The organism is Ruegeria sp. AI2, assembly GCF_056541275.1.
In genome coordinates this window covers 1,339,791-1,365,881 of the sequence record NZ_JBQFYB010000001.1, presented here as the reverse complement: position 1 = coordinate 1,365,881, position 26,091 = coordinate 1,339,791, and the positions used below count along the sequence as shown (strand labels likewise).

Genomic DNA, 26,091 nt, shown 5'->3' with positions numbered 1-26,091 from the left:
TGAGGCGGCAAGGGGGGTCAAACCGCCTCGAGATAGCTCAGCCAGTGATCTTCAGGAGTGATGCGTTCAAATCGTTCAACTTCCTGTCGCTTGGTCATGGTCAGGTACTGGATCAGGTCAGCCGAGAAAAGTCGGGCGACCAGGGGGTCGGTTTCAAACCTGTCAATTGCAGTTGCCCAGTCCGGCATCAGTTGGGGCAGGTCTTCAATATCGTAAGCATTGCCTATGATCGGGGCAGGGGGGTGCAGGCCGTCTTCGATCCCGACAAGGGCTGCGCCCAATACCGCCGTCAGCATCAGGTAAGGGTTGATGTCACCACCCGCGACGCGGTGTTCGATGCGCCGCGCTGCTGGTGCCCCGCCCGGGATGCGAATTGCGGCTGTTCTGTTCTCATAGGCCCAGCAGGCCCCGGTCGGCGCATGCGCGCCCGGTACAAGCCGCGTGTATGAATTGCCATGCGGAGCAAAAATCAACGTGCTGCCTGGCATGGCCGCCACACAACCCGCGACAGCGGAATGCAGAATGCTGGTCCCTTCAGGCCCGCCATTGTCGAACACATTGCGCCCGCGTTGGTCCAGCACTGAGAAGTGCACATGCATCCCATTGCCTGCATCATCGGCATAGGGTTTTGACATGAATGTTGCGGCAAACCCGTGTTTGCGCGCAAGGCCGCGCGTCAACGCCTTGAAAAGCCACGTATCGTCGGCGCAGCGCATGGCATCCTGATGATTCAGGTTGATTTCGAACTGGCCAACGCCACTTTCCGAGATGGCGGTTTGCGCGGGGATGTCCATGGCGGCGCAACCATCGTAGAGGTCTGTAAAGAAATCCTCGAACGCGTCCATTTCAGCGACCGACAGAACGGATTCGTGCAGCAGGCGGCGCCCGGTGATCGGGTTCAACGGGGGTTGCGGTTGCGCGCCCGAGGCATCGATGAGTGTGAATTCCAGTTCGGTCGCCGCGACGACCGACCAACCGCGTTTGGCATATCGGTCAAGAATGGCAGACAGAGCGTGACGCGGATCACCCGCAAACGGAGTGCCTGCATCGTCATACAAGCTCATCGGAACCAGCGCCGTTTCTTTCGGAAGCCAGGGGACAGGCACCGGGCCTCGGTCGGTTGGTCGCAGCACGCCATCAGCATCGCCGGTTTCAAACACCAGCGGGCTGCCGTGGATGTCCGCGCCCCAGAGATCGACATTGAGCGCCGAGAACGGCATTCGCACTGCGCCTTTCTCCAGCTTGCTCGCATATTCAGGGGGCACGCGCTTGCCCCGCATCTGACCGTTCAGGTCACAGGCAGTCACACGAAAACTGTGCAGGGCGCTCAGGTCCATTTGGGGCTCCGTCAATTCTGTTTCCCCGTGATGTACTTCAATGGATCGGATTTGTCACCAAATTTGATCAAATTTTGATTTTTGGGTCAGATGTGGCTGCTCGACATAGTTTTTGGTTGAGTGCAAAAGTGGTCCTGCCGACAAAGCTCGCGTCTCGCATTTCCAGCAGTGAAAACACCATGGGAGTATCTGTTAATCCATTGAACATATTCCACAATGGTGTTGTCTGCGGCAAGTCAGAGAGTGGTTAGATTTTCCCAGTGTTGAAAGCGCGGCGATCGGATTTGATGCGACGCCTGAACCCGCAAAGCAGCTTCTTTTGGCGACTCCTCAAAAATTGGCTTATTTCGACGATTTTTCTATGATAGCTGCGGGTTTCGTACTCTTGAGGATGGTTGAGTTGACTGCACGTGGAAGAGATAACATTCAACACCATGCCACGCTGAGCATTGCGCCGATGATGGACTGGACCGACCGCCACTGTCGGTATTTTCATCGACTGCTTAGCTCGGAAACCCTGCTGTATACCGAGATGGTAACCGCACCGGCGCTTGTTCGGGGTGGGGCGCTGCATCTGTTGGACCATTCACCGCAGGAACATCCCGTGGCTTTGCAGTTGGGTGGGTCCGATCCGGAGGAGCTGGCGCAAGCGGCGCGTTTGGGTGCTGATGCAGGATATGATGAGATCAATCTGAACTGTGGGTGCCCGTCGGACAGGGTGCAGTCTGGTACTTTCGGGGCGGTTCTGATGAAAGATCCGGCGCGGGTTGCAGAATGCGTCGCAGCAATGCGCGACGCGGTAAATGTGGATGTCACGGTCAAATGCCGCATCGGCGTGGATGATCAAGAGCCCGAAGAAGCTCTGCCTGCGTTTCTTGAGCAGATCAGTGCGGCAGGTTGTCAAAGAGTAACGATCCATGCGCGCAAGGCGTGGTTGCAGGGGTTGAGCCCCAAGGAAAACCGCGATGTTCCACCGCTTGATTATGACCTTGTGCATCGGATGAAAGCCGCGTTTGCGGATCTGCATATATCGATCAATGGTGGTATCGCCAGCTTGGATGAAGCAGCAGCACATCTGGACGCGGGTCTTGACGGTGTCATGATCGGTCGGGCGGCCTATCATCAACCCGGTGATATCCTGGCAGATGCTGACCGGCGCATATTTGGCGTTGGAACCGTTCGCGATCCGATGACGGTTGTTCAAGAAATGGTGCCCTATGTTGAGGGGCACCTTGCCAATGGCGGGCGTTTGCACCAGATCACGCGGCATATGCTGGGTCTCTTTGCGGGGCGTCCCGGTGCGCGGGCATGGCGGCGCGCCTTGTCCGAAGGGGCCGTGCATGAAGGGGCCGGGCCAGAAGTCATGCTACAGGCCCTGAACCACATAGCGCCGATGGTCGAGGTTTAAACGGCAAAAGGGGGGACGATGCCCGAGACAATTTTGCTGGCCCAGATGATGGGCCTTTTGCTTGTGATCGGCGCGCTGGCCGGTGTGCTTGCCGGGCTGTTGGGAGTGGGCGGCGGTATCGTTCTGGTCCCCGCGTTCTTCTATGCGTTTCAGACGCTTGGCTATGGCGGCCCGCAATTGATGCAGCTTTGTTTGGCGACGTCGTTGGCCACGATCATTGTAACGTCGATGCGGTCAGTTCTTGCCCACAACAAGAAGGGTGCGGTGGACTGGGATATCCTGCGCGGTTGGGGGCCGGGTATTGTCGTCGGCGCAATTGTCGGAGTGCTGGTCGCATCGGCGCTGCGGACCGAGGCTTTGCAGGCACTGTTCGGAATTCTGGGCATGGTGATCGGTGCCTATCTTGGGTTGGGTCGCGCAGAATGGCGGTTGGGCGACGCAATGCCCGGCGGTATCAAACGGGCCGTCCTTTCCCCTCTGGTCGGGTTTCTTTCCGTTCTGATGGGCATCGGTGGCGGCAGTTTCGGTGTGCCGCTGATGAGCCTCTATAACACCCCTATCCACCGCGCGGTCGCGACCGCGGCCGGGTTTGGCGTGATCATCGCCGTACCGTCGGTCATTGGGTTCTTGTTTGTGGATATCGCGCCCGAGCATCGCCCCCCGTTGACCATTGGCGCGGTAAATCTTGTGGCCTTCGGGATCGTTGTCGCAATGACAATGATCACCGCGCCCTGGGGGGTAAAGCTGGCCCATGCAATGGACCCAAAACCGTTGAAACGTGTCTTCGCCGTGTTCCTGACGCTGGTCGCGCTGAACATGCTGCGCAAGGCCGTGGGTTTATGAGCGATTTTTCGGCCCGGGGCTGGGTGAAATTCCCGTATGATCCGGTGCTGGCCGAATGGGTGAACCACGCTTTGCCTGCCGCACGGGCGTCTACAAAGGATCCAGCCCATGCGGAATGGTTGGATTGCGAAGGGACGTGGTTCATCGGTGTCGACGCACTGCCCAATGACACGAAGGGCAGGGTCGGGCAGTCCGGGCCGTTGAATGGCAAGGCCATGGCATTCATCGACAAACACTTTGGAGATTTACCGCTGCACAAGGGGCAGGTTTCTGTTGTTTATCCGGGTTATCCGCGCCCGCGCCGGGGTGAGAATGAAGCGGCCACCCGGTACCGTCGAAACAGGGATGCGGCCCATGTGGACGGTTTGCGCCCAACAGGGCCGGATCGCCGCCGCCGGGTTGATGAACCTCATGCCTGGATTCTGGGCATTCCACTGACCGAGGCCAGCGCAGACGCGTCTCCGATGGTGGTGTGGGACGGCAGTCATGACATTCTACGGGCCGCGTTCAGGCAGGCGCTTGAAGGGATGCCGCCTGAGGTCCTGCACGACGTTGACATAACGGATATCTACCAATCCGCCCGTCGCGAGGTGTTTGCGACCTGCCCAAGGATCGAGGTGCCTGCAAAGCCGGGAGAGGCCTATCTGCTGCACCGCCATTGCCTGCACGGGGTTGCACCTTGGGCCGAAGGGGCGACGGCGGGGCAGGATGGTCGAATGATCGCCTATTTCCGCCCCGAATGCTCCGGTGGAGTAGCCGAATGGATCGAATCCGCCTAACGTCCTGTCGTTATTTGGCTTTGGAGGTTTTGACCGATGATGACGGTTCATACGAATTCTGACGGTGCACTCATAGAAGTCGAGTTGTCGGGGCAAGTGACCAGCGCCGATTACGCCAATACTCTGGTTCCCGCGATCGAGGCTGCGCTGACCGAACATGACACGGTTCGGCTACTGGCGATAATACAACCTGAATTCCAGGGGTACGATCTGGGCGCGGCCTGGTCCGACACCAAGCTGGGTTTAAGCCATTGGCGAGGTTTCGACCGGATCGCTGTTGTTGCTGACCAGGGCTGGGTGCAGACAAGCGTTCGTCTGGCGGCCCCCATTCTGCCCTGTCCGGTTCAGGTGTTCGATCTGGTCGAGCTTGAGGCGGCCCGACGCTGGATGCGTGAGTCCCTGGGATCGATCCACGTGACTGACCTGAGCGGCCCATGTGTTCAGATCAGCCTATTGGGCAAGCTGGACCCTGAATGGTACAAACAGGCAGAACGTGATCTGGATGCATTGTTACAGGACCGGCCAGGGTTTCGCCTGCTGATAGACCTCAGGGAGTTTGACGGCTGGCAAGGGCTGTCAGCGCTTGCGGCGCATTTTCGGTTGGCCAGCCGGCATATCGGACAACTGGACCGAGCTGCCATCGTTGGGGACAAAAGCTGGCAGCGTATGGCGCAGAAGGTCGCGAGCCATGTTTTGGGAACCCGGACTCAGTTTTTCCCGTCTGAAGAATACGACAACGCCAGGGCATGGCTTGCCGCCGGATAAAACCCTCGACTGTGAAACGCCTGAGCAGGCATCACCCAATCGGTCAAGTTCGTGACGCAGCCACTGATCCGGTTGTGCGATGTCAGGCATGATTCGGCTACTGACCGCGGATTTTCACAGCTTCAGCCCCAACTTTCCCAGTCTTGGCAAAGTCGGATCGAAAAGTGACGTAAGGAAATTATGTGCTTTTGTGAGTTTTTCTTGATTGAGGCGTCAAAAACGATCAAAGGCCGCGTGTTTTCCCCCTACTTGTGACGGGAAATACCTTTAGCCACACCCTGTCGCTGCGGGTTACCACTCACGTTGAACCACAATGTTCAAGAGCTAGACCCCCTCGGAGCTCGAACTCGACCCGCAGTGGCACGGTTACTGGAAACGGGACGTCCGCAATGCCACTTAAGACTTTGATCGGAAGACTCACTAATACCAGAAAGACCAAACGTGCGGCTGACGTGCTGCAATCGGAATGCGTGCGCAATGATGATCGGCGGTCCAAAACCAGCCAATCCGAGATTGCGCTTCTGTTTCAGAAAGAATTACGGGGCACCGCGCCGAACGCGCCTATCCCGAAAAGCGCTGCACAGCCGGCAGAAATGTCATCAAAACGTCTAGGCTGATCGGTCAGGAGCCATTCATGCGAGTGGCACGCCCGCCGCGCCGCTTGCTGAGCCGCGGTTTACGAGACGGCAGGTCGTTCATGATTTCAGCGCGTTCGCTGCTGTCCATCCTGGACCAGCGAGAGATCTCGTCAATCGTGCGGTAACATCCGGTGCAGATACGCTCGGCTGGATGGACAACACAAATCTGGACACAAGGGCTTTCGACCTCTTTGCGCTTCCAAACCATGTTCGTCATCGATCGGTCTCCGACCTGTTACAAAAAGCGCAGCCTGTCCAGCGCTCCCTGCAAGATATAACCTGCTGCAACGTGATCAATAACCTGTCCGCGACGTTTTCGTGACGTATCCGCCTCAAGCAGTGCTTTTTCTGCCGCAACCGTACTCAACCGTTCATCCCAGAATCCGATAGGTAATTCCGTCAGACGGGACAGGTTTCGCGCAAATGCCCGCGTAGATTGGCAGCGCGGCCCCTCTGTGCCGTCCATGTTTTTGGGAAGACCCAACAAAATGCCGCCAATCTCGCGATCCGTAGCAATTTCAATCAACCGGGCGGAATCGAGTGTGAATTTCTTGCGCCTTACAGTCTCCAACGGGCTGGCCACGCCCCGCATCCGGTCGGAGACTGCGACACCGATGGTCTTTTCGCCCAGATCCAGCCCAATCAGCGCTTGCATCGGGGGCAGCGCCTTGGCGAAGTCTTCGAACACGTCGTGGATCATTTCGCAATCCCGGCTTGCAGGGCTGCGGCATCAACGATCTGCAACGCCTCGGTGTTTCCGGCAAACACCTCCAGCGCCTCATTGTGGATGTCCATGGCCCGTTGGCCCTGACCCAGAACACCCAGTGCGGCGATCAAACGAGCCCATTCCTCGGGCGCGCCGCCTTCTGTCGCCAGGCGGTCGGACAACTGATCCACCATTCCCTGAATCATCTGCTGCCGTTCCTCGGGGCTCATTTCCGCTGCTGCGGCCATGTCTTCGCGACTTGGGCCGGACGGAGCGCTCAGGTCCGGTGCGTTGAAAACCCCTGCCCGAAAGGCCAACTCATCTATCTGATCCCGGATCGCGCCTGCCCATGGTGCGCCTGTTGGGGCTTCCCTCAGCGTTTCAACCCAAATGCGGTAGGCAAGGTCTGGTCGACCTGTCTGAACCAGCATTTGCCCCCAGTAATACCGGGTCGGACCGTGATGAGGATCGCGTTTCAAAGCTTCGGCAAGGGCCTGTTCAGCTTCGGGCGACACATATCCACCCGCAGCCAGGATCATCATCTCGGCAAAATCCGCGTAATGCTCGGCTGTGGCTGCGTCGCCTGACAGTTCGATCACCCTTTGTTGCGCGGTATATCCGTCCTTGAAGTTCCCTGAATTGGTCTCATGCTGCGCCAAAAGCATCTGCCCCTGCAAATCATCCGGGCGGGCCGCAACGGTCTCTCGCAACTGCTTGAGAAGGGACGCGTAATTTTCGTCAAGCTGGGCCGCTTGAGGTGGGGTTGCCAGTTCTTCTGCGGCGCTCTGGGACGGACGATTGGCACGGACCTCCTCGGCCAGTTCCAGTCGCGCGGTCAGGGGCATGTCGGGCAACCCGACGGCGCCAATACGATGATACATCGCCATCGCGCCCCCGATGATGATCAGCATGACAACCGGGATTGTCACAATCGAGACGGTCCGAGATGGCCCGGCACCCGAGCCACCCTTTTTCATCTGTTCGTCAGCGGCAAGAATTCGTCGGGAGATTTCGGTGCGGACCCGTTCCGCATCTGCCTCACCAATCACGCCGCGCGCCAGATCCCGGTCCACACCGGTCAGCTGTTCGCGATACACCCGCAGATCGTACGCCGCCGCAGGCTCATCCCCGCGGCGTTTGCGCAGCAATGTGAAGCTCAGAAATGCCGCAATCAGAAGCGCGACAAGAAAAATCAGAACCCAGAACGTCATGGCCCCTCCGAAGATACTGCCCTGACTTAGACCTGTGGGGCGTCCGACAAAAGGGACAAATGGCCGCGAATGAACGACATGTCGCAATAGTGCGATATTGCGGCGTTGCGCGGCGCGGTTAAACTGTCGCCGCGCGGCATATCTGCGCGCAATCACCGAACCGGATGGATTCGCTTATGAAACACTACTCAGCCTTTGCTGTCGCGCGGGAGGCCCTGCGCTATCACACCGGATGGGAACGCGCCTGGCGTTCGCCCGAGCCCAAGAAACGTTATGACGTCATCATCATCGGTGCTGGCGGGCATGGTCTTGCGACCGCGTATTACCTTGGCAAGAACTACGGCATTCAGAATGTCGCGGTGATCGAAAAAGGCTGGCTGGGTGGTGGTAACACGGGTCGAAACACAACGATCATCCGTTCGAACTACCTGCAAGATCCTTCAGCGGCGATCTACGAGAAAGCACGTGGCCTTTATGAGGATCTGAGCCAGGATCTGAACTACAACATCATGTTCAGCCCGCGTGGCGTGATCATGCTGGCGCAGACCCAGCATGAGATTCGCGGCTATCAGCGCACGGCCCATGCAAACGCCCTTCAAGGTGTGAAGACCGAATGGATCGGGCCGGAACGCGTCAAGCAACTTGTGCCTATCATCAATCTGGACGGTCCCCGCTATCCGGTTCTGGGCGGGCTCTGGCAGGAACGCGGGGGCACTGCGCGTCACGATGCCGTGGCGTGGGGCTATGCGCGCGCCTGTTCGGCGATGGGTATGGATATCATCCAACAATGCGAGGTCACCGGCGTACGCTCGGAAAACGGTCGTGTCGTCGGCGTAGACACCACCAAGGGTGCCATCGATTGCGACAAGCTGGGTATCGTCGTTGCGGGCCACTCCGGTCAACTGGCCGAGATGGCGGGCTTCCGTCTCCCGCTGGAAGCCGTCGCATTGCAGGCACTGGTATCCGAACCCATCAAACCCTGCATGGACGTGGTCGTGATGGCCAACACCGTTCACGGCTACATGTCGCAGTCTGACAAGGGCGAGATGGTGATCGGTGGTGGTACCGACGGGTTCAACAACTTCACCCAACGTGGCAGCTTCCATCATATCGAGGAAACCGTCCGCGCCTTGGTCGAAACCTTCCCGATGATCTCGCGCCTGAAGATGCTGCGCCAGTGGGGTGGGATTGTGGACATGACCGGTGACCGCTCGCCTATCCTGTCGAAAACTCCGCTGCAGGGCTGCTTTATCAATGGGGGCTGGGGCACTGGCGGCTTTAAGGCAATCCCGGGCTCGGGCTGGGGCATGGCGCAGCTGATGGCCACAGGTCATTCACCTTTGACCGAGGCCTTCTCGCTGGACCGCTTCAAGGAAGGCCGCTTCATCGACGAAAGCGTGGCCGCCGGGGTTGCCCACTGAAGGTGGGTCCGAGGTTGCCAAGAAACAGAATTCTGGTTGGCCGCTGCGCCAACCAACCGCCAAAAGGATGACAACATGCTGATCCTGAATTGCCCTTACTGCGGCGTTGATGCCGAAGAAACAGAACTGGCCGCCGGTGGCGAGGCGCATCTGAAGCGTTTTGGTCCCGGCTCGTCGGATGACGAGTTCCACGACTACCTGTTCATGCGCGAAAACCCCAAAGGCCTACACTTTGAACGCTGGCGCCATGCCAATGGCTGTGGCAAGTGGTTTCACGCGGCGCGCTGCACAAGCACGCTTGAAGTGTTTGGCACTTACACGGCTCAGACCTCCGAGCCACCGCAGGACATCAAAGAGGCCATCGCCGCAAAGCGTCCCGGATGGACCTGGAGAGAGTTCTCCTGATGCTTCATCTTTTCAAAAATACTCCCGCCGGAGGCTCCGACGCCTCCACCCGCGAAAGGTCCGCACAATGAGCACCCGTCTCGCAAAACAAGGCCGGCTGATTGACCGGTCGAAAAAGGTCACGTTTACCTTCAACGGCACGTCGATGCAGGGCTATGAGGGCGACACGCTTGCCTCAGCGCTGCTGGCCAACGATCAGATGATGATGGGCCGGTCGTTCAAATACCACCGCCCCCGCGGCGTTGTCGCCAGCGGTGCGGAAGAACCAAACGCTCTGGTCGGGCTGGGGCAGGGCAACCGGTTTGAACCGAACCAGCGCGCCACCACGACCGAGCTGTTCAACGGTCTGACTGCGATTTCGCAAAACCATTGGCCAAGCCTTGAACACGACATCGGCGCGGTGAATACGGCATTCGCCCGGTTCCTGCCGGCTGGCTTCTACTACAAGACGTTCATCCACCCCAAACCGTTCTGGAAGCACGTCTACGAGCCGTTCATCCGTCAGTCTGCCGGTCTGGGCAAAGCGCCTGACAAGGACAGCCGCGATGCCGATACCTATGAGCACTTCTATTCCTTCACCGATGTTCTGGTCATCGGTGGCGGTGTGGCTGGCCTACAGGCGGCAAAGGCGGCAGCTGCTTCGGGCGCCAAGGTTCTGCTGATTGAGCAGAGCGCACATTGGGGCGGTCGCGCTCCGGTTGACGGTGGCACAGTCAATGATGAGCCTGTGGATAAGTTCGTGGAGCAATTGGTTTCCGAACTCGAAACAATGGACAACGTCACCATGCGCTCTCGCTGCATGGGCGCGGGTGTTTATGACCATGGTTACGTTCTGGGTTATGAGCGCCTGACAGACCACACGCCGGGCGTGCAGGGCCCGCGCCACCGCCTTTGGCGTATCCGCGCCAAGCAAATTGTGACTGCAACCGGCGCAATTGAACGCCCGTTGTCCTTTGCGGGTAACGATGTTCCGGGTGTGATGCTGGCCTCGGCCATGCGCGATTATGCCGTGAACTGGGGTGTAACCCCGGGCGAACGTGTCATCGTCGCCACCAACAATGACGACGCCTATCGCACCGCGATTACGCTGAAGCAAGCGGGTGTGGATGTTTTGCGTATTGTTGACGCACGGGCAACGGCTGGACTTTTGGCAGAGGAAGCCCGCCAGTTGGGTATCCGCGTTGATCCGGGCAAGGCCATTGCCAAGGTCAAGGGCGGCAAGCGCGTCAAAAAAGTCGCCATCTGCAACCAGGAAGGTGTTGGAGGCGCTCGTGAAGAGGTTGAAGCAGATGCAGTGGCCATGTCGGGCGGCTGGTCGCCGGTCGTTCATATGTGGTCTCATTGCGGTGGCAAGCTGACCTGGGATGACGCGAATGCCTTTTTCCGCCCCGATCCCTCGCGCCCGCCGCTGGGCGCAAATGGTGAAGGTTTTGTTCTGGCCGCCGGGGCATCGAATGGCGCGTTGGCGCTGGGCGATGTTCTGACTGACGCCCATGCGGTGGGAAAAGCCGCAGCCAAGGCGGCCGGATTCAAGCCCAAAAACATCAAGGCTCCGGTTGGCGAAACCACTGCAGAAGCACCGATGGAGGCTGTCTGGCTGATGCCGGCAAACGCCGAAATCCAGCTGCGCATGAAATCCTGGCTCGACTTCCAGAACGACGTCAAAGTCTCGGACGTGCAGCTGGCCGCGCGCGAGGGCTATGAGAGTGTTGAGCACACCAAGCGTTACACCACACTTGGTATGGCGACGGATCAGGGTAAGTTGAGCAACATCAACGGCTTGGCGATCCTCGCTGATGCGCTGGAGTCCGAAATCCCGAAGGTCGGCACCACGACCTTCCGCCCGCCTTATACCCCCATCTCGATGGGCGCGATCGGCGGTGAAGCGCGGGGTGAAGTGTTCCAGCCGATCCGTCAGACCCCAATGCACAACTGGCACGACAAGAACGGCGCGGACTGGGAGCCGGTCGGCCACTGGCGCCGGACCTACGCCTTTGTCCGTCCTGGTGAATCCGTGCATGACGCCGTGAACCGTGAGGTGAAGAACACCCGCGAAAACCTTGGCCTGCTGGACGCCTCGACGCTGGGCAAGCTGATCGTCAAAGGCCCCGACGCAGGCAAGTTTCTGGACATGTTGTACACCAACATGATGTCCACGCTGAAGGTCGGCAAATGCCGCTATGGCCTGATGTGTTCGGAAAACGGCTTTCTGATCGACGACGGCGTGGTCGCCCGCATCGATGAGGACACCTGGCTGTGCCACACCACCACCGGCGGGGCCGAGCGTATCCATGGTCACATGGAAGAATGGCTACAAACCGAATGGTGGGACTGGAAAGTCTATGTCGCCAACGTGACCGAGCAATATGCTCAGGTCGCTGTGGTCGGCCCGAACGCCCGCAAGGTTCTTGAAAAGCTGGGCGGTATGGATGTCAGCCGCGAGGCACTGCCCTTCATGGAATGGCGCGATGGCAAGATCGGCGCGTTCGACTGCCGCGCCTATCGCATCTCGTTCTCGGGCGAGTTGTCCTACGAAATCGCCGTTCCTGCCTCGCAGGGTCAGGCGTTCTGGGACGCCCTGATGGAGGCAGGCAAGGAATTCGGTGTGATGCCTTATGGCACAGAATGTCTGCATATTCTTCGGGCCGAGAAGGGCTTTATCATGATCGGCGACGAGACCGACGGCACCGTGATCCCGCAGGATCTTGGGCTGCACTGGGCGCTGTCGAAAAAGAAAGAGGACTACCTCGGTAAACGCGCCCATTCACGGACTCACATGGCCGATCCAGAACGCTGGAAATTGGTCGGTTTGGAGACTGTGGATGGATCAGTTTTGCCGGACGGTGCCTATGCGGTCGGTGAGGGTGTGAATGCCAATGGTCAGCGCAACATGATCGGGCGTGTGACCTCGACCTATTACTCGGCCAACCTCGGTAAAGGGATCGCTATGGGCCTGATCAAGCACGGCCCGGACCGGATGGGTGAAATCGTCGAGTTCCCGGGCACGGACGGCAAAACCTACAAAGCCAAGATCGTGGACCCGATCTTCTTCGACAAGGACGGGGAGAAGCAGAATGTCTGAACCCATCAGCGCATTGAACCACGCCAGCTATGATGGCATCGCCAATGTCAGGGAATGTGGCCTGCAGGGTATGATCACCCTGCGCGGCGACTTGTCCGACAAAAGCCTCGCCAAGGCCGTAAAGGATGCGACTGGACAGAACGTACCCGGTCAGCGCGAGGCGTTGGTCAGCGGCGATACCGGCGTATGCTGGATGTCACCGGACGAGCTGCTGGTGCTGGTCCCTTATGCCGAGGTCGAGGCCAAACTGGCCGCAATGGTCAAAACTTTGGGAAAAACTCACGCACTGGCCGTGAACGTCTCGGATGCCCGCGCGGTATTCACGATATCAGGCGCCAGCGCACGAGAAGTGTTGGGCAAAGTCGCCCCGGTTGATCTGTCGGCCGAGGCCTTCCAACCCGGCCAAATCCGCCGCTCGCGCCTGGCGCAAGTGGCAGGTGCGTTCTGGATGGACGATGCCGAGACCTTCCGCGTGGTCTGCTTCCGTTCGGCAGCGGATTACGTTTTCAAACTGCTGAAGGTTGCGGCGCAACCGGGCAGTGAGGTTGGCGTTTACTGACAGTTTCCTCGGCCCGAAAATACAAGACCGCCCGCTGATTGCGGGCGGTTTCTTTTTTCAGGACAGCCAACTCAATATTCCTTTTCAACCTGGGCTTACGATTATGAGCGCGACGGCCTTGCATCCATTTGGAGAAAGTGATTCAGTCTGTTCGCGCTGGATGCGAAAGAGCGTCTGACTTAAAATTTGGTTGCAAATCAAAGCACTTGGTTTAGCTGGCATGGTCATTTTCCCGGATAGGCCCTAATTTTCGCAAGGGCGTAATGACGAAGCATCATTATTCTCACAGCCCTTCTTTTGATCCCTCTGCTGCTAATGCAGGACCGGCGGCCGAGGGGCGCGAGTTGAAAACAAAGAGAACACAAGAAATGGTAAAACTAATGAAACTAACTTCTTTTTTTCTGGCTTTTTGTTTGTTGGCTGCCGCCGCTCAGGCGGAAGTGCAAAGCTATGAATGCGACCTACATAGCACACAAGATCGGGGATGGATTCCACGCAAGGTGCTTTTGAGCGTTGATGCAGACGGCAAGCGCGCAAGAGCCTATGACGGAGCAATTCGTGCGTCAAATGAACTGGCAAATACTCCTGTTGAAACACCGGCAGACGCCAAATTCAAGAAAACGGGGAAAGGGGAATATCGGTTGTCGTGGCGTGTGACTTTGCCAGCTCAGGCAACAGGCGACTACAGGGTCGCGTATACTGCAACGCTCAATCCCAACAATAATGCTATAATAATGAGGGTCAGCTTCCCGCACGCAAATGTGGGTCTGCGACCATATGGGACAGGCACGTGCAAACCAATTGCGTCTGCAGGCCTGTACTAGGCGAATACTAAGCCGTCGCGTCAATTGCGGCGCTTAACCTGTCAGCAAAAATGTTTTGAAGCCGGAAAGTGTCGAAGCTTTGGTCATACACTCAAAGCTTCGACAGGTCTCGTCACTTGTCTGGCAGTGAGTGTAGAACGAAAGTAGCTCAGCCAATTCCTCCATACGATCCAGTCGTGTCTTCGGCTCCAACAGTCCCGCATGTGTAGAAAGATAAAGGGCAGGGCGCTGTTGTTTCAGCCATGGCACCAGCGTCGGCAGCACAGAAAATTCGGCGCCTTCGATATCCATCTTCACCAAAGACACGGCGGACAGATCGTTCACTGCGGCGAACTGATCCCAGGCAATCGTCAGGGCATCGGTTCCGTGCGCGCCGTCGTGCAGAAGGGAGCTGGTAGAATCTCCGGGTTCACCACGAACCGAGGCCATGCGGGCGACACCGAACTTATCCGACAGCGCGACACCCAAAGCGGAAACGTTATGAATGTCATTCAGGTCCAGATTCCACGCCAGAAATCGATAGGCCGAAGGATCTGGCTCAAAACACCAGACATGGCGAGCCTTGCGCGCGCCGTATAAAACGGTCGGTCCGATCCATGCGCCGATATCCAGGTAATCGCTTTCAGGCGAAAGATACCGGTCGAGAACAGCAAAGGTTTCAGGCTCCCACTGGCCTGTGGAGGCTTTACGCCAGAACTTTGAGTGATAAGGGTCCAGACGAAACGGCTCACCGTTCAGGTTGCCCGCATAGTAACCGCGGGCGCGGTAGAACATCTTGCGCGCCTGTGTCAGCATCGCCTGCCTCCGGGTTTTCTTGTCTCGGCCCTTGACCTGCGGCGGCTGCCAAAGCATTTAACCTTGGGAACCGCAACTCAAATTTATACAGGGGGCCGACATGGCTTTTGAACTTCCTGATCTTCCTTATGCACATGACGCGCTGGCAGCCAAGGGTATGTCCGCGGAAACACTGGAATATCACCACGATCTGCACCACAAAGCCTATGTCGACAATGGCAATAAACTGATCGCCGGCACCGAATGGGACGGCAAGTCGCTGGAAGAGATCATCGTTGGCACCTACGACGCTAATGCCGTCGCGCAGAACGGTATCTTCAACAACATCAGCCAGCTGTGGAACCACAACCAGTTCTGGGAAATGATGGGCCCCGGCGACAACGCCATGCCCGGTGAGCTTGAGAAAGCTCTGACCGAAAGCTTTGGCTCGGTTGACGAATTCAAATCGCAGTTCAGCGCCGCTGGTGCCGGTCAGTTCGGCTCGGGCTGGGCGTGGCTGGTCAAGAATGCTGACGGCTCGCTGGCCGTGACCAAGACTGAAAACGGCGTGAATCCGCTGTGCTTTGGTCAGACTGCGCTGCTGGGTTGTGACGTTTGGGAACACTCATACTACATCGACTTCCGCAACAAACGTCCGGCTTATCTGTCGAACTTCCTCGACAATCTGGTGAACTGGGAAAACGTCGCGTCGCGGATGTAAGTCATTGAACCGACGCCGGTTTATCAAAGGCCTGCTGGCGGTGACGCTGGCAGGCCTAATCACATCAGTCTACGGGTTTTTCATCGAACCCGCCCTGCGGCTGCGCGTGCGAAAATGGCGCGTCCGGCGAGAGGATTGGACTGCGCCGCCGCTCAGGATTGCCGTACTGGCAGATTTGCATCTGGGCGAACCTTTGGTCGGGCTGGACCGAATAAAACAGGTGGTACGGCGTACGAATGCGCTTGCGCCGGATATGATCCTGCTTCTGGGTGATTTCTTCGCAAGCCACAAAGGCGTTTTGCGTCCTGTCGAAATGAAAGATCTGGCACCGGTTCTTGCCAACCTTGAGGCCAAGAACGGCGTCTTTGCTGTACTTGGCAATCACGACTGGTGGGATGACCGGCAGGCGCAGCGCCGTGGTGCTGGCCCCAACCAATATGTCGATGCGCTGGAGCAGAGCGGAATTACGGTTTTGTCGAATACCGCCATCAAGCTAGAAGCTCTTGGTTTCTGGTTGGCGGGTCTTGAAGATCAGCTTGCGATCTGGCGAAACGGTAAACCGCAGGGGCTGGATGATCTGTCGGGGACACTGGCGCAAATCACCGATGATGCCCCGGTTGTGATGATGGCGCATGAGCCCGACATCTTCCCTCAAGTGCCCGACAGGGTGGCTTTGACGCTATCCGGTCATACGCATGGCGGTCAGATTCGTCTGTTTGGCTGGTCGCCGATCGTGCCCTCTAAATACGGCAACAGATATGCTTATGGGCATGTGCGCGAAGGCGGGCGTGATCTGGTTGTGTCCGGCGGCATTGGATGTTCCATTCTTCCGGTTCGATTTGGTGTAACCCCCGAGATCACGGTTATCGAACTGTCTGCCTAAAGACCTGAGGCTTCACCAAATCGACCAGCCCAATGTCTTGCCCGCATATGTGCGGCAACGATGCACAGCTGCGTTCGGTCAGACACTTTCGCGACCTGCCGGGTTTACCGCAGCTTGTCGCGCAGGGCCGTCATCGCTGTTTCTGCATCTTCAGCCCAAATGACAAAGTCACCCAGTGATCGATCTGCAAAGCCTTGCCCGATCACCTGATGCAACAGGGTTTTCAACGCATCCCAATAGCCGTTCACATTGACGATGACGATGGGTTTGTCGTGCAGGCCCAGCTGCCGCCAGGTCAGCGCTTCAAAAAGCTCGTCCAGTGATCCCGGCCCACCGGGCAGGACAACAACGGCGTCAGCGTTCATGATCATGACCTTTTTCCGCTCGTGCATGGTTTCGGTGATCACGAAATGGGTCAGGTCGGTCTTGCCGACCTCTCGTTTGACCAGATGTACTGGAATGACGCCAAAGGTCTCTCCACCGGCCTGTTGCGCGGCCCGGGCAACTTCGCCCATCAGCCCGACATCTCCGGCACCGTAAACCAGCCGCCAGCCTTCCTGCGCAAGCAGGCTGCCAAACTGTCGCGCGGTTTCAGAATAAGCTTTCTCGGCCCCATTGCGTGACCCGCAATACACACAGACGGATTTCTGAGACATGAAAGAGACGCTCCGGGGTTGTGTCAGAGGTTTTGACCCCTGATAGCGGGATTGATAGATTGGCTCAACTGTCCGCTGGAAGGCTTTTGAAGACAAAGCTTTTGTACGGCGGGGTGAAAGGAAAACAATGGACGCCAAATCGGGAAACGGAAGCTCGGGCAATTTTGTCTGGGGTGTGATTGCGGGTCTGGTTGCCGTGCTGGGTGTTGGGGGTTTGTATCTGTCCGGCGCTTTCACCAAAGCGCCAGAGCCTGAGGCGGGTGCACCGCAGGAACCCGTGTCTGTTACGGCCACGCAGCCGCAGGAACAAGCCGCCGAAGCGCCCGCGGAAATCGCCACAACAGAACCAGCTGAGCAGGCCGCCGTGACACCGGATGAGGTACCAACCGCTGATCCCGCTGAAGATACGGCTGCGGCAACAGATGTTGTTTCAGACACAGATACCACAACGGCCCCGACGGAAGAGAATGCACAGGCACCCGCGCCCCTCCCGGTTTTGGATCAGATTTTTGTTGAAGCGGACGGAACGGCGCTTTTGTCAGGTGACGCCGAACCGGGCAGTCAGATTGAGGTTCTGCTGAACGGTGAAACCGTGCATACATTCACGGTGGACAGCAGCGGGCAATTCGCCGAGTTCGTCTCGATCCCCTTCAGCGATGCCGCGCAGGGGCTAATCCTGCACAGCAAAAGCGGCGGGCAAACAACCCGGTCTGACGACTATCTGATCGCCGCTCTGCCGAAGCCGGTCGAGGAAGAGCCGGTTGCGCAGAAAACTGATGCTGCCGATCAGGGCGAAACAACCGAAGCTGAAGAACAGATAGCCTCGGCGGTTGTCGATCCAGAGACCGAAACCCCAGCTGAGACCGAAACATCAGACCCTGTGGCGACCGCGCCAGAAGCCAGCGAAGCGCAGGTTGCCGACCAGTCGGCAGAGACATCTGAAACGGGTCAGCAGATCGCGGTACTGCGGTCGGGCGAAGAAGGTGTTGAACTCGTGCAACCGCCCGTGGTTCGGGATACCCCGCCGGAACAGGTCGCGCTGGATACCATCGGGTATTCCGAAACCGGTGATGTCCAGTTGACCGGGCGAGTACAGGACGGGGCGGCCATCAGGGTGTATTTGGACAATCGTCTGGTTGCCGACCTCGCTCCGGAACAGGATGGATCCTGGCGGAGTGATTTGGACGGCATCGACCCCGGTGTTTACACGTTGCGTGTTGACGCTGTGAACACGGACGGGAAGGTCCTCAGCCGGGTCGAAACCCCCTTCAAACGCGAACCTGTGGAAGTTTTGGAAGCAGCATCAGGTGGCGGTGACGGAACGGCCGCGCAGGACAATGCCCCGGCAATCCGGTCGGTCACTGTGCAGCGGGGTGACACGCTGTGGGCGATCTCGCGTGACCGCTTTGGCGATGGCATCCTGTATGTGCGCCTGTTCGAAGCCAACCGCGACTTGATCCGCGACCCGGATCTGATCTATCCGGGGCAAATCTTTACGATACCGGAATAATCAACGCGCTGGCCCTTTGCGGGCCAGAGCCTTTCTCTGACCGCAGACAAGGTACGTGATGAGACGAATATCTCCGATGGCCTCGAGTGACGGGGTGCAGAGCGGCGAGCGCAGTTCAGGCTGGCGGACAATCCGCAAGGTTGCGCCCTACCTCTGGCCGCAGGACGAGGTTTGGGTAAAGCGCCGCGTGGTTATCGCGATGGCGATGCTGGTTCTGGCCAAACTGATCGCGGTCTATACCCCGATCCTTTACAAAGGCGCCGTTGACTCGTTGGCAGGTGAAGGCGTGCCGCCGCTGGCGCTGGGCGCAGTGGGTGTGACGGTTGCCTACGGCGTGGCGCGCATGATGACAGTTGGGTTCCAGCAATTGCGGGACGCCGCCTTTGCCCCTGTTGGACAGCGGGCCTTGCGGGCGCTGGCACTGGAGACGTTCAGACATATCCATAACCTTTCCATGCGCTATCACGTCTCGCGCCGCACCGGCGGGTTGAGCCGTATCATCGAGAGGGGCGTCAAAGGCGTTGAATTCCTGCTGCGCTTCCTGCTGTTCTCGATCGGGCCGCTGATCCTTGAGCTGTTGTTGGTTGCGATCATCCTGATGTGGTTGTTCGATGTCTGGTATCTGGTGGTCGTCGCCGTCACCATCGGCCTTTACATCTGGTTCACCTTCGCGGTGACCGAATGGCGGGTAAAGCTGCGGCGTGAGATGAACGATCAGGACACCGAAGCCAATCAGCGCGCCATTGACAGTTTGCTGAACTTCGAAACCGTCAAGTATTTCAACGCGGAAGCCCGCGAAGCTGCACGTTACGACGTGTCGATGAAAGCCTATGCCGGGGCGGCGCTGAAAACCGCCTATTCGCTGGCGTTTCTGAATTTTGGCCAATCCTTCCTGATCACCTGCGGTCTGATCGGAGTTATGGTTCTGGCCGCAATTGGCGTTCAAAATGGAAACCTGACCGTGGGCGATTTTGTCATGGTCAACGCCTACATGATCCAGATCACCGTACCGCTGAACTTTCTGGGGACGGTCTATCGTGAGATCCGGCAATCGCTGGTTGATATGGGGCAGATGTTTGATCTGCTCGAACAACCTGCCGAAGTCACCGATCAGCCCGATGCACCCGAGCTTGCGGTCAAAGGTGGTGAGGTCACACTTGAAGATGTGCATTTTGGGTATGACCCCGAAAGGGAAATCCTCAAGGGTGTTTCCTTGATGGTTCCGGCCGGACAGACGGTCGCAATCGTCGGGGCGACTGGGTCTGGCAAGTCGACCATCGGGCGGCTGTTGTTTCGGTTTTACGACGTGACCAAAGGCGCGCTGAAGATCGACGGGCAGGATGTGCGGAATGTGACCCAGACCAGCCTGCATGCAGCGATCGGCGTTGTGCCACAGGATACGGTGCTGTTTAACGACACCATTCGCTACAACATTGCGTATGGGCGCGACGATGCCACCCCTGAGGATGTCGAGGCCGCAGCCCGCGCCGCTCAGATTCATGACTTTATCACTTCGCTGCCCGACGGGTACGACACCATGGTAGGTGAGCGCGGTCTGAAACTGTCCGGCGGCGAAAAGCAAAGGGTTGGCATAGCGCGGACATTGCTGAAGAACCCTCCGATCCTGTTGCTGGACGAGGCGACCTCGGCCCTGGATACCGACACGGAACAGGACATCAAGGATGCGCTGGCGCGCGCAGGGGAAGGTCGGACCGTGATCACGATTGCCCATCGCCTCAGCACCATTGCCGAGGCTGATCGGATTGTTGTTCTTGAGGCCGGTGAGATCATCGAACAGGGCACACATGACGAGCTGTTGGCACGGTCTGGGCGATATGCTCAACTGTGGAACCGCCAGCAGTCGGACAGTGAGGCCGCCTGAGGGGCTCATCTTGCCCTGCGGAATATGCTAGGATGCGCCGCGCATGAAGGTGAACGCCATGATCAATGGATTAGCAAGACGAATAGTACCTGTCGCTGTTGCGGTTCTTCTTCCGGCTATGGTCGCAGCTGACCCGATTGAGGGTGTGTGGAAGACCGAGCCTGATCGAAAGAACCTGATCTCGCATATCCAGATATCCGCCTGCGCGGACAAGTTCTGCGGCACGATACTTTCGGCTTTTGATTCATCGGGCAAAGAAGTTCAAACGCCGAATATTGGGAAAAAGCTGTTCTGGGATGTGTCCAGCGAAGGCGGTGGAAAATACGGCGGGGGTGAGTTCTGGGTTCCCCTGATCGACGTTGACGCTGTTCCACAGATGACGTTGCAGGGAAACAAGCTCATGGTCAAAGGTTGTGAACACGCGATTTGCGCGCACCAGACATGGTCCAGATTGTGACGACAGAAAACGAAAAGGACCGGAAATCCCGGTCCTTTCATTCTTATTCTGCGGCTTTTAGCGGCGATCCCGGAACCTGATCTATAGGCTCGTCTCGTGACCGGGCTTCGGATTGTGACGGTTCGTCCCACACAATCTCGGTCGCCTGTAGTTCGCGGGCCGAGCGACCAATAGCCATGTCCTGCGCGATCTGACTGGACCGCCCCGCAGTCACACGGGCAAGCCCGCGGCTGAGCCAGACAGCGTAAGTTGTCACCCAGACACGCAGTGCCAGAAGCGACGGCGTCACGATCAGTGTAAGAACAGTGGCGATGCCAAGACCGAAGACAACCGCTGTGGCCAGCTGTTTCCACCACAGGGCGGTGGGACTGTCGATGGAATAGCCGCCATTGATAAAGTCCAGCGAAAGCCCAAACATCATCGGGGTCAGACCGGCCATCGTCGTCAACGTAGTCAGCAGAACCGGGCGGATGCGGGATTCCGCAGTGCGGACGATTGCATCGATCCTTGGCATATAGGCGCTGTATTCCTGATAGGTATCGATCAGAACAATGTTGTTGTTCACCACAATTCCCGCCAGCGCAACGATGCCGGTGCCGGTCATGATGATCGAGAAGGGTTGCTCCATCACGATCATGCCGATCAGAACCCCGGTGGTCGAAAGAACAACCGCCAACAGCACCAATACCGAATTGTAGAACGAGTTGAACTGGGCCAGCAGGATCACGAACATCAGTCCCAATGCGCCCATGAAGGCGTTCACCAGAAATGCGCCGGATTCTTCCTGCTCTTCCTGATCACCGGTCCATTGCCAGCTGATCGAGTTGGCAAAGGGGCTGGTTTCCAACCATTCGGTCAGAACTGCGATCCGCTCATTTGGGTTGATCAGGGCGAACTGCGCGTCTCCTGCGTCAATCGTGCTACGCAGTTGGTCAATACTCTCTGCACCGGTCAGTTGAACCAGTTCGTAGGACTTTCCACCGTCGCCGTCCAGCACGGTGCCGGTAGGAGTATAACCGTCGGTCACTTCACGCATTACAGCCAGACGTTCTTCTTTCCCGTCCGGCCCTTTGGTCACAACCTTGCTCAGCCCCGGTTCGACATCCGCCTTGACGTCATAATAACGTTGCTGGTCGACACGGTTGATCTGGGCCAGTTTGGCCACGGGTTCCCGGGTCACGAAGTTCGACAGCGGAACCAACCCGTCCGGAGTGCGGACCTTGAGCGTGTCCAATGTCGACAGCACGCGATCCTGTTCCGGCAATCGGACACGGATCTCGATCTCTTCATCCGTGCTGTCGGGGCGCATCTCACCCAGCAGGATGCCGCGTGTCACCAGCTGCACCATGGCACCGACGGTGGCCACATCAGCACCGAACCGGCCGGCCTTTGCCACGTCGACATCAATCTGCCAATCGATGCCCGGCAAGGGCAGGGTGTCTTCGGTTTTGATCAGCCCCGGCGTTTCGTCAAAGACCTGGCGCGCGGTGACGGTGGCCGATGTCAGTTCGTCCCAACCGTCCCCCTTGATGCGCAGGTGAACGGGCTTGGCCGAGGCCGGGCCCTGTTCCAATGCCAGGATTTCAACAACGATACCGGGTATTGTCGCCAGTTTGGCGTTGAGATCGTCGATTACGTAATCGCCATCATATTCGGGTGCCACAAAGTGGCGCTCAAATAATCCCCACAAAGCGGATTCCGAAACGTTCGGGCGATCTTCCCATGGGATAATTTCAAACTGGACGCGCCCCACCGTGTCCGCCGGTGCCTGCGCGCCGCCGGTGTTCTGGTTCAGACCGCCTTCGCCTGCAAAGGAAAAGACGTTGATTACTGCCGGGTGAGATCCAATGATCTGTTCGGCCTGCAGCACCATCTCGTCTTTTTCAGCCAGTGACAGGTTGCCACGGGCACGGACGTAAGCAGTTGCCTGTTCCGGTTCGCTTTCAACAAAGAATTCGACACCTCGGGATTCCTGCGGGAACCAGACGAAGGTCACGAAATACACGGCAGAGAAAACTGCCGCCAGCGACACGATCGGCATGATCGGGTTGCCGACAAGGAACCCGATCACATGTCCGAAAGGTGTGTGTTCGTCCGCCGTGTGAACGTGGTTTTCTTCCGCCCGCTCGAACTTGGCTGCGCTCAGCGTTACAGACCCGGCAAAGGCCCCGAACAGGAACAGCAGGGCACCTGCGATCACTCCTCCGGGCAGCAGATAGTCAGGGTTCAGAACCTGCATCGCACCCAGGAAAATCATGTAGAGCGACGGGGGTACCATCACTGCCCGAACCCACCACCGGGTACGCGCCCGGAGCCAGTTCGAAGACCGGTCGAAAACGCGGCTCAGACGCCCCGAAACGCCTCCCATGACCGGCAGGTAGATCAGCGCCACAATCAGCGAAGCCGACAGAACAAAGATCAGCGTGACCGGCAGCATCCCCATGAATTCGCCCGGAATACCGGGCCAGAACAGCATGGGCAGAAAGGCACATAGCGTCGTCGCGGTCGAGGATACGATGGGCCAGAACATACGTTGGGCCGCCTCGACATAGGCATGCATCGGGCCGACACCTTCCTTGATGCGTTTGTCTGCGTATTCCACCACCACGATGGCACCGTCGACCAGCATCCCCACGGCCAGGATGAGGCCGAACATAACGATGTTCGAGATACTGATGCCCATGACCGCAAGAAACGCGAAACACAGAAGGAACGAGGTCGGGATTGCAAAACCGACCAAAAGCGCGGCCCTCGTACCCAAAGAGGCCAGAACCACGATCATCACCAGGGCGATTGCGGTCAGAACCGAGCCTTCAAGCTGGCTGACCATCGAACCGACAATGCGGCTCTGGTCGTTCGATGTCCCAAGCTCGACCGCCGCCTGAAGCTCGGGCGGCCATTTGGTCTTGGCCTCAGCAATGGTTTCCTTCACCTGCGTAACGGTGTCGATCAGGTTAAAACCCTTGCGTTTGACAACCTGCAGCGCGACGGTCGCCTCGCCGTTGAAGCGGGCGGTACCTTCGCGATCTTCAAAAGTGTAGTTGATCTGTGCAAGCTCACCCAGCGTTACAACCCGGTCGCCATTGACCTTGACCGGCAAGGCATAGACATCCTGCGCCGTTTTGAATGACGATGGAATCTTGACCGAGAATGTACCCTGTGCGGTTTCGACTTCGCCCGCTGCGATCAACTGGTTGTTGTTTCGCACGACATTGATCAACTCGGCCGCGGTCACGTTGTATGCTTCAAGCCGCAGTGGGTCGATCACGACCTCAAGCAACTCGTCACGATTGCCCGCGATACCCGCTTCGAGAACGGAATCCAGCGCCTCAAGCTCGTCCTGCAAATCCTTGGCGACACGGGCCATTGTGCGTTCCGGAACAGCCCCCGTCAGGTTGACGATGACGATCGGGAACTCGGAAAAGTTGATTTCCGTCAGCGAGTATTGTTCCGCACCTTCAGGGAAATCAGCCTGGGCCGTGTTCATGGCATCGCGCACGTCCGCCATGATCGAGGTCTTGTCCCAGCCGAATTCAAACTCCAGCGCGACCCCGGCATAGCCTTCGGCCGCAGTCGAAGACATTTCCTTGAGCCCGTCGAGATCCGCCAGTTCGGTCTCCATCGGCTTGACCAGAAGGTTTTCCGAGTCTTCCGCTGAAATCCCGGGAAACTGCACCGAAACGAAAAGGGCAGGGATTTCGATATCCGGCTCACCCTCTTTCGGAAGCGAGACATAGGCAAAGCCGCCTACGACCAGTGAAATGGCGATAAACGCCATTACCATTCGGGCCCTGCCTGCGGCCCATGCGACGATACCCGTCATTGCGAGGCTTCCCGATAAGTTGGCGCAACGGTAACACCCCGGATCACGAATTCCTGCCCGACCACGATGATATCAACCGTTTCCGGTAGGCCGTCGATCCAGACACCTTCGGCGGTGTCGCGCAGGATGCGGACTGGCATGAAGTCAACAACGTTGCCCGCGCCAACTGTGCGCACACCCAATTTTCCTTCGTTGCTGAGTGTCAGCGCCGATTGCGGCAGCAGGTGGGCTTTCGTTCCTTCTGCCGCGATGAGGATGGTGGCGGTCTGACCGTCGCGAATGGTCAAGTCTGGGTTCGGAACGGTGATTTCCACCTCGAATGTACGTGTTGTCTCGTCCGCGGACCGGCTGAGGAACGTGACCCGACCGCCCAGTTGCCGACCGGTCACAAGTGTTGCCGTTGCTTCGGACCCGACAAGCACCCGATTGACTTCGGTCTCGGGCACGAAGCCGACCAGCTTGATCGGGTCCAGTTGAATGACAGTCGCGCAAAGTGATCCAGGCTGCATCAGGCTGCCCAGTTCTGCAGTGTCGCTTTCCAGCAAACCCTTGAAGGGGGCTTTGATGGTCAGGCGGCCAACCTCTCGCTGTGCGGCCTCGACTGCTGCTGCGGCTGCTTCGATGCCTGCACGCGTGGCTTCCAGCCCGGCTTCGGCAGATTTCACACCGGCTTTTGCAGAGCTCATCACCGCTTCGCTGGATATGCGGCGGGTCTCCGACGCATATCCGGTTTCAGCCAGCTTGCGCGAGGCAGTCAGATTGATCTCGGCCTCGGCCACAAGCGCATGTGCCTCTGTCAGGCGTGCTTCGGCTTCGGGAATGCGGCTCTGGGCTTCCAGTTTCCCCGCCATGGCTTCGGCCAGTTGTGCCGGGCGCGTGCCGGGATCAAGTTCGCATAATATGTCACCGGCCTCGACAAACGCACCTTTGCGTTTAGGTTCAGAGATAACGGTGGACGTGGTTTCCGAAAGCACTTCGACCTGCCGGTTCGCCTTGGTTTGACCACGCAGCAGCACGGCACTGTCAATTTCACGCGCTTGCGAGCGCACGGCGACAACGCCCACGGCAGAGATATCGGAGTTTTCGGTTTCTGCTGCTTCGTCTTGTGTTGCTTCCACGGCATCACCGCGTCCGGCAAAGGCGAACAAGGTGTCTCGTTCAAACACCAGAAAATACAGTGCAACAATCACGAGAAGGGCGTTGATGAATGAAATCAAACGCATACAGTGTTTCTCCTAAGAATCTGCGCCATTAATACTTGGGCTGTCACGCCATGAAATGGGGTCTGTTCGGCATCTTTTCCATACTGAACTGAATAGTTCGGTTTGCATTTTTTCGCAAGAGGGAAGCAAAGCGGTCAAAATGTGCAAAATCGGACCCTTGGCTTGGCGTTGGTGCCGGGGTATG

The 26,091-nt window shown here is 58.0% G+C and carries 22 protein-coding genes; 14 read left to right on the top strand and 8 right to left on the bottom strand.

Annotated elements, in window-relative coordinates:
* Positions 1-17 precede the first annotated feature (17 nt).
* Complete coding sequence (locus ACR0LL_RS06860) at positions 18-1,337, bottom strand: glutamine synthetase family protein (RefSeq protein WP_480584999.1); 1,320 nt, start codon at positions 1,335-1,337, stop codon at positions 18-20.
* A gap of 400 nt (positions 1,338-1,737) precedes the next feature.
* On the opposite strand from ACR0LL_RS06860, the gene dusA reads away from it, so the two are divergent.
* From dusA to ACR0LL_RS06840, 4 genes are read left to right on the top strand one after another with little or no spacing between them, the layout of a single operon-like run.
* Positions 1,738-2,745: a tRNA dihydrouridine(20/20a) synthase DusA gene (dusA, locus tag ACR0LL_RS06855; protein ID WP_480584997.1), complete on the top strand. Its 1,008-nt coding sequence runs from the start codon at positions 1,738-1,740 to the stop codon at positions 2,743-2,745.
* An 18-nt stretch (positions 2,746-2,763) separates the two neighbouring features.
* The gene (locus ACR0LL_RS06850) at positions 2,764-3,588 is read left to right on the top strand and encodes a sulfite exporter TauE/SafE family protein (RefSeq protein WP_480584994.1); all 825 of its coding nucleotides are present in this window, start codon (positions 2,764-2,766) and stop codon (positions 3,586-3,588) included.
* Positions 3,585-4,367 carry a hypothetical protein gene (locus ACR0LL_RS06845; protein ID WP_480584991.1) on the top strand — a complete coding sequence of 261 codons (783 nt, stop codon included), beginning with the start codon at positions 3,585-3,587 and terminating at the stop codon, positions 4,365-4,367. Before ACR0LL_RS06850 ends, ACR0LL_RS06845 begins: the two co-directional genes overlap by 4 nt.
* A gap of 36 nt (positions 4,368-4,403) precedes the next feature.
* Positions 4,404-5,132: a SpoIIAA family protein gene (locus ACR0LL_RS06840; protein WP_480584988.1), complete on the top strand. Its 729-nt coding sequence runs from the start codon at positions 4,404-4,406 to the stop codon at positions 5,130-5,132.
* Positions 5,133-5,753: 621 nt separating this feature from the next.
* Here ACR0LL_RS06840 and ACR0LL_RS06835 read toward each other — a convergent pair.
* Genes ACR0LL_RS06835 through ccmI form a run of 3 tightly spaced genes read right to left on the bottom strand, consistent with a single transcriptional unit; the run spans position 5,754 to position 7,687 of the window.
* Positions 5,754-5,987: a DUF1289 domain-containing protein gene (locus ACR0LL_RS06835; protein ID WP_480584986.1), complete on the bottom strand. Its 234-nt coding sequence runs from the start codon at positions 5,985-5,987 to the stop codon at positions 5,754-5,756.
* 18 nt (positions 5,988-6,005) lie between these two features.
* Positions 6,006-6,470: a Holliday junction resolvase RuvX gene (ruvX, locus tag ACR0LL_RS06830; RefSeq protein WP_267365234.1), complete on the bottom strand. Its 465-nt coding sequence runs from the start codon at positions 6,468-6,470 to the stop codon at positions 6,006-6,008.
* Positions 6,467-7,687, bottom strand: a complete 1,221-nt coding sequence (ccmI, locus tag ACR0LL_RS06825) for a c-type cytochrome biogenesis protein CcmI (RefSeq protein ID WP_480584984.1) — start codon at positions 7,685-7,687, stop codon at positions 6,467-6,469. The genes ruvX and ccmI overlap by 4 nt, the downstream gene beginning before the upstream one ends.
* 176 nt (positions 7,688-7,863) lie before the next feature.
* On the opposite strand from ccmI, the gene ACR0LL_RS06820 reads away from it, so the two are divergent.
* The 5 genes from ACR0LL_RS06820 (at position 7,864) to ACR0LL_RS06800 (ending at position 13,978) form a co-directional block, all read left to right on the top strand.
* Positions 7,864-9,108 (top strand): sarcosine oxidase subunit beta family protein, encoded by a 1,245-nt coding sequence (locus ACR0LL_RS06820; protein WP_267365236.1) that lies wholly within the window; start codon positions 7,864-7,866, stop codon positions 9,106-9,108.
* A 75-nt stretch (positions 9,109-9,183) separates the two neighbouring features.
* Entirely contained in the window at positions 9,184-9,513 is a 330-nt protein-coding gene (locus ACR0LL_RS06815) for a sarcosine oxidase subunit delta (protein WP_480584981.1), read from the top strand.
* A 67-nt stretch (positions 9,514-9,580) separates the two neighbouring features.
* On the top strand, positions 9,581-12,595 hold the full coding sequence (locus ACR0LL_RS06810) for a sarcosine oxidase subunit alpha family protein (RefSeq protein ID WP_480584978.1): 3,015 nt from the start codon (positions 9,581-9,583) through the stop codon (positions 12,593-12,595).
* Positions 12,588-13,154: a sarcosine oxidase subunit gamma gene (locus ACR0LL_RS06805; protein WP_480584975.1), complete on the top strand. Its 567-nt coding sequence runs from the start codon at positions 12,588-12,590 to the stop codon at positions 13,152-13,154. The genes ACR0LL_RS06810 and ACR0LL_RS06805 overlap by 8 nt, the downstream gene beginning before the upstream one ends.
* Before the next feature lie 263 nt (positions 13,155-13,417).
* Entirely contained in the window at positions 13,418-13,978 is a 561-nt protein-coding gene (locus ACR0LL_RS06800; protein WP_480584974.1) for a hypothetical protein, read from the top strand.
* Positions 13,979-14,011: 33 nt separating this feature from the next.
* Here ACR0LL_RS06800 and ACR0LL_RS06795 read toward each other — a convergent pair whose 3' ends face one another.
* Positions 14,012-14,773, bottom strand: coding sequence for an FkbM family methyltransferase (locus ACR0LL_RS06795; RefSeq protein ID WP_480584971.1), 762 nt, complete (start codon positions 14,771-14,773; stop codon positions 14,012-14,014).
* A 100-nt stretch (positions 14,774-14,873) separates the two neighbouring features.
* On the opposite strand from ACR0LL_RS06795, the gene ACR0LL_RS06790 reads away from it, so the two are divergent.
* Together ACR0LL_RS06790 and ACR0LL_RS06785 are read left to right on the top strand one after the other, a co-directional pair.
* Positions 14,874-15,473, top strand: coding sequence for a superoxide dismutase (locus ACR0LL_RS06790; protein ID WP_170704218.1), 600 nt, complete (start codon positions 14,874-14,876; stop codon positions 15,471-15,473).
* Positions 15,474-15,477: 4 nt separating this feature from the next.
* Positions 15,478-16,356 (top strand): metallophosphoesterase, encoded by an 879-nt coding sequence (locus ACR0LL_RS06785; RefSeq protein ID WP_480480305.1) that lies wholly within the window; start codon positions 15,478-15,480, stop codon positions 16,354-16,356.
* 104 nt (positions 16,357-16,460) lie between these two features.
* Here ACR0LL_RS06785 and ACR0LL_RS06780 read toward each other — a convergent pair whose 3' ends face one another.
* A complete protein-coding gene (locus ACR0LL_RS06780) occupies positions 16,461-17,012 on the bottom strand; it encodes an LOG family protein (protein ID WP_267366848.1) in 552 nt (183 codons plus the stop codon).
* Between the two features lie 127 nt (positions 17,013-17,139).
* Here ACR0LL_RS06780 and ACR0LL_RS06775 point away from each other — a divergent pair, with 127 nt between their 5' ends.
* From ACR0LL_RS06775 to ACR0LL_RS06765, 3 genes are read left to right on the top strand one after another with little or no spacing between them, the layout of a single operon-like run.
* Entirely contained in the window at positions 17,140-18,522 is a 1,383-nt protein-coding gene (locus tag ACR0LL_RS06775; RefSeq protein ID WP_480584968.1) for a LysM peptidoglycan-binding domain-containing protein, read from the top strand.
* 58 nt (positions 18,523-18,580) lie between these two features.
* Complete coding sequence (locus ACR0LL_RS06770; RefSeq protein WP_480584965.1) at positions 18,581-20,404, top strand: ABCB family ABC transporter ATP-binding protein/permease; 1,824 nt, start codon at positions 18,581-18,583, stop codon at positions 20,402-20,404.
* 58 nt (positions 20,405-20,462) lie between these two features.
* On the top strand, positions 20,463-20,861 hold the full coding sequence (locus ACR0LL_RS06765) for a DUF2147 domain-containing protein (protein WP_480584962.1): 399 nt from the start codon (positions 20,463-20,465) through the stop codon (positions 20,859-20,861).
* A 43-nt stretch (positions 20,862-20,904) separates the two neighbouring features.
* Here the strand turns inward: ACR0LL_RS06765 and ACR0LL_RS06760 are convergent, their stop codons facing one another.
* Together ACR0LL_RS06760 and ACR0LL_RS06755 are read right to left on the bottom strand one after the other, a co-directional pair.
* Complete coding sequence (locus tag ACR0LL_RS06760; protein WP_480584959.1) at positions 20,905-24,684, bottom strand: efflux RND transporter permease subunit; 3,780 nt, start codon at positions 24,682-24,684, stop codon at positions 20,905-20,907.
* Positions 24,681-25,907: an efflux RND transporter periplasmic adaptor subunit gene (locus ACR0LL_RS06755; protein WP_480584956.1), complete on the bottom strand. Its 1,227-nt coding sequence runs from the start codon at positions 25,905-25,907 to the stop codon at positions 24,681-24,683. The genes ACR0LL_RS06760 and ACR0LL_RS06755 overlap by 4 nt, the downstream gene beginning before the upstream one ends.
* Positions 25,908-26,091 lie beyond the last annotated feature (184 nt).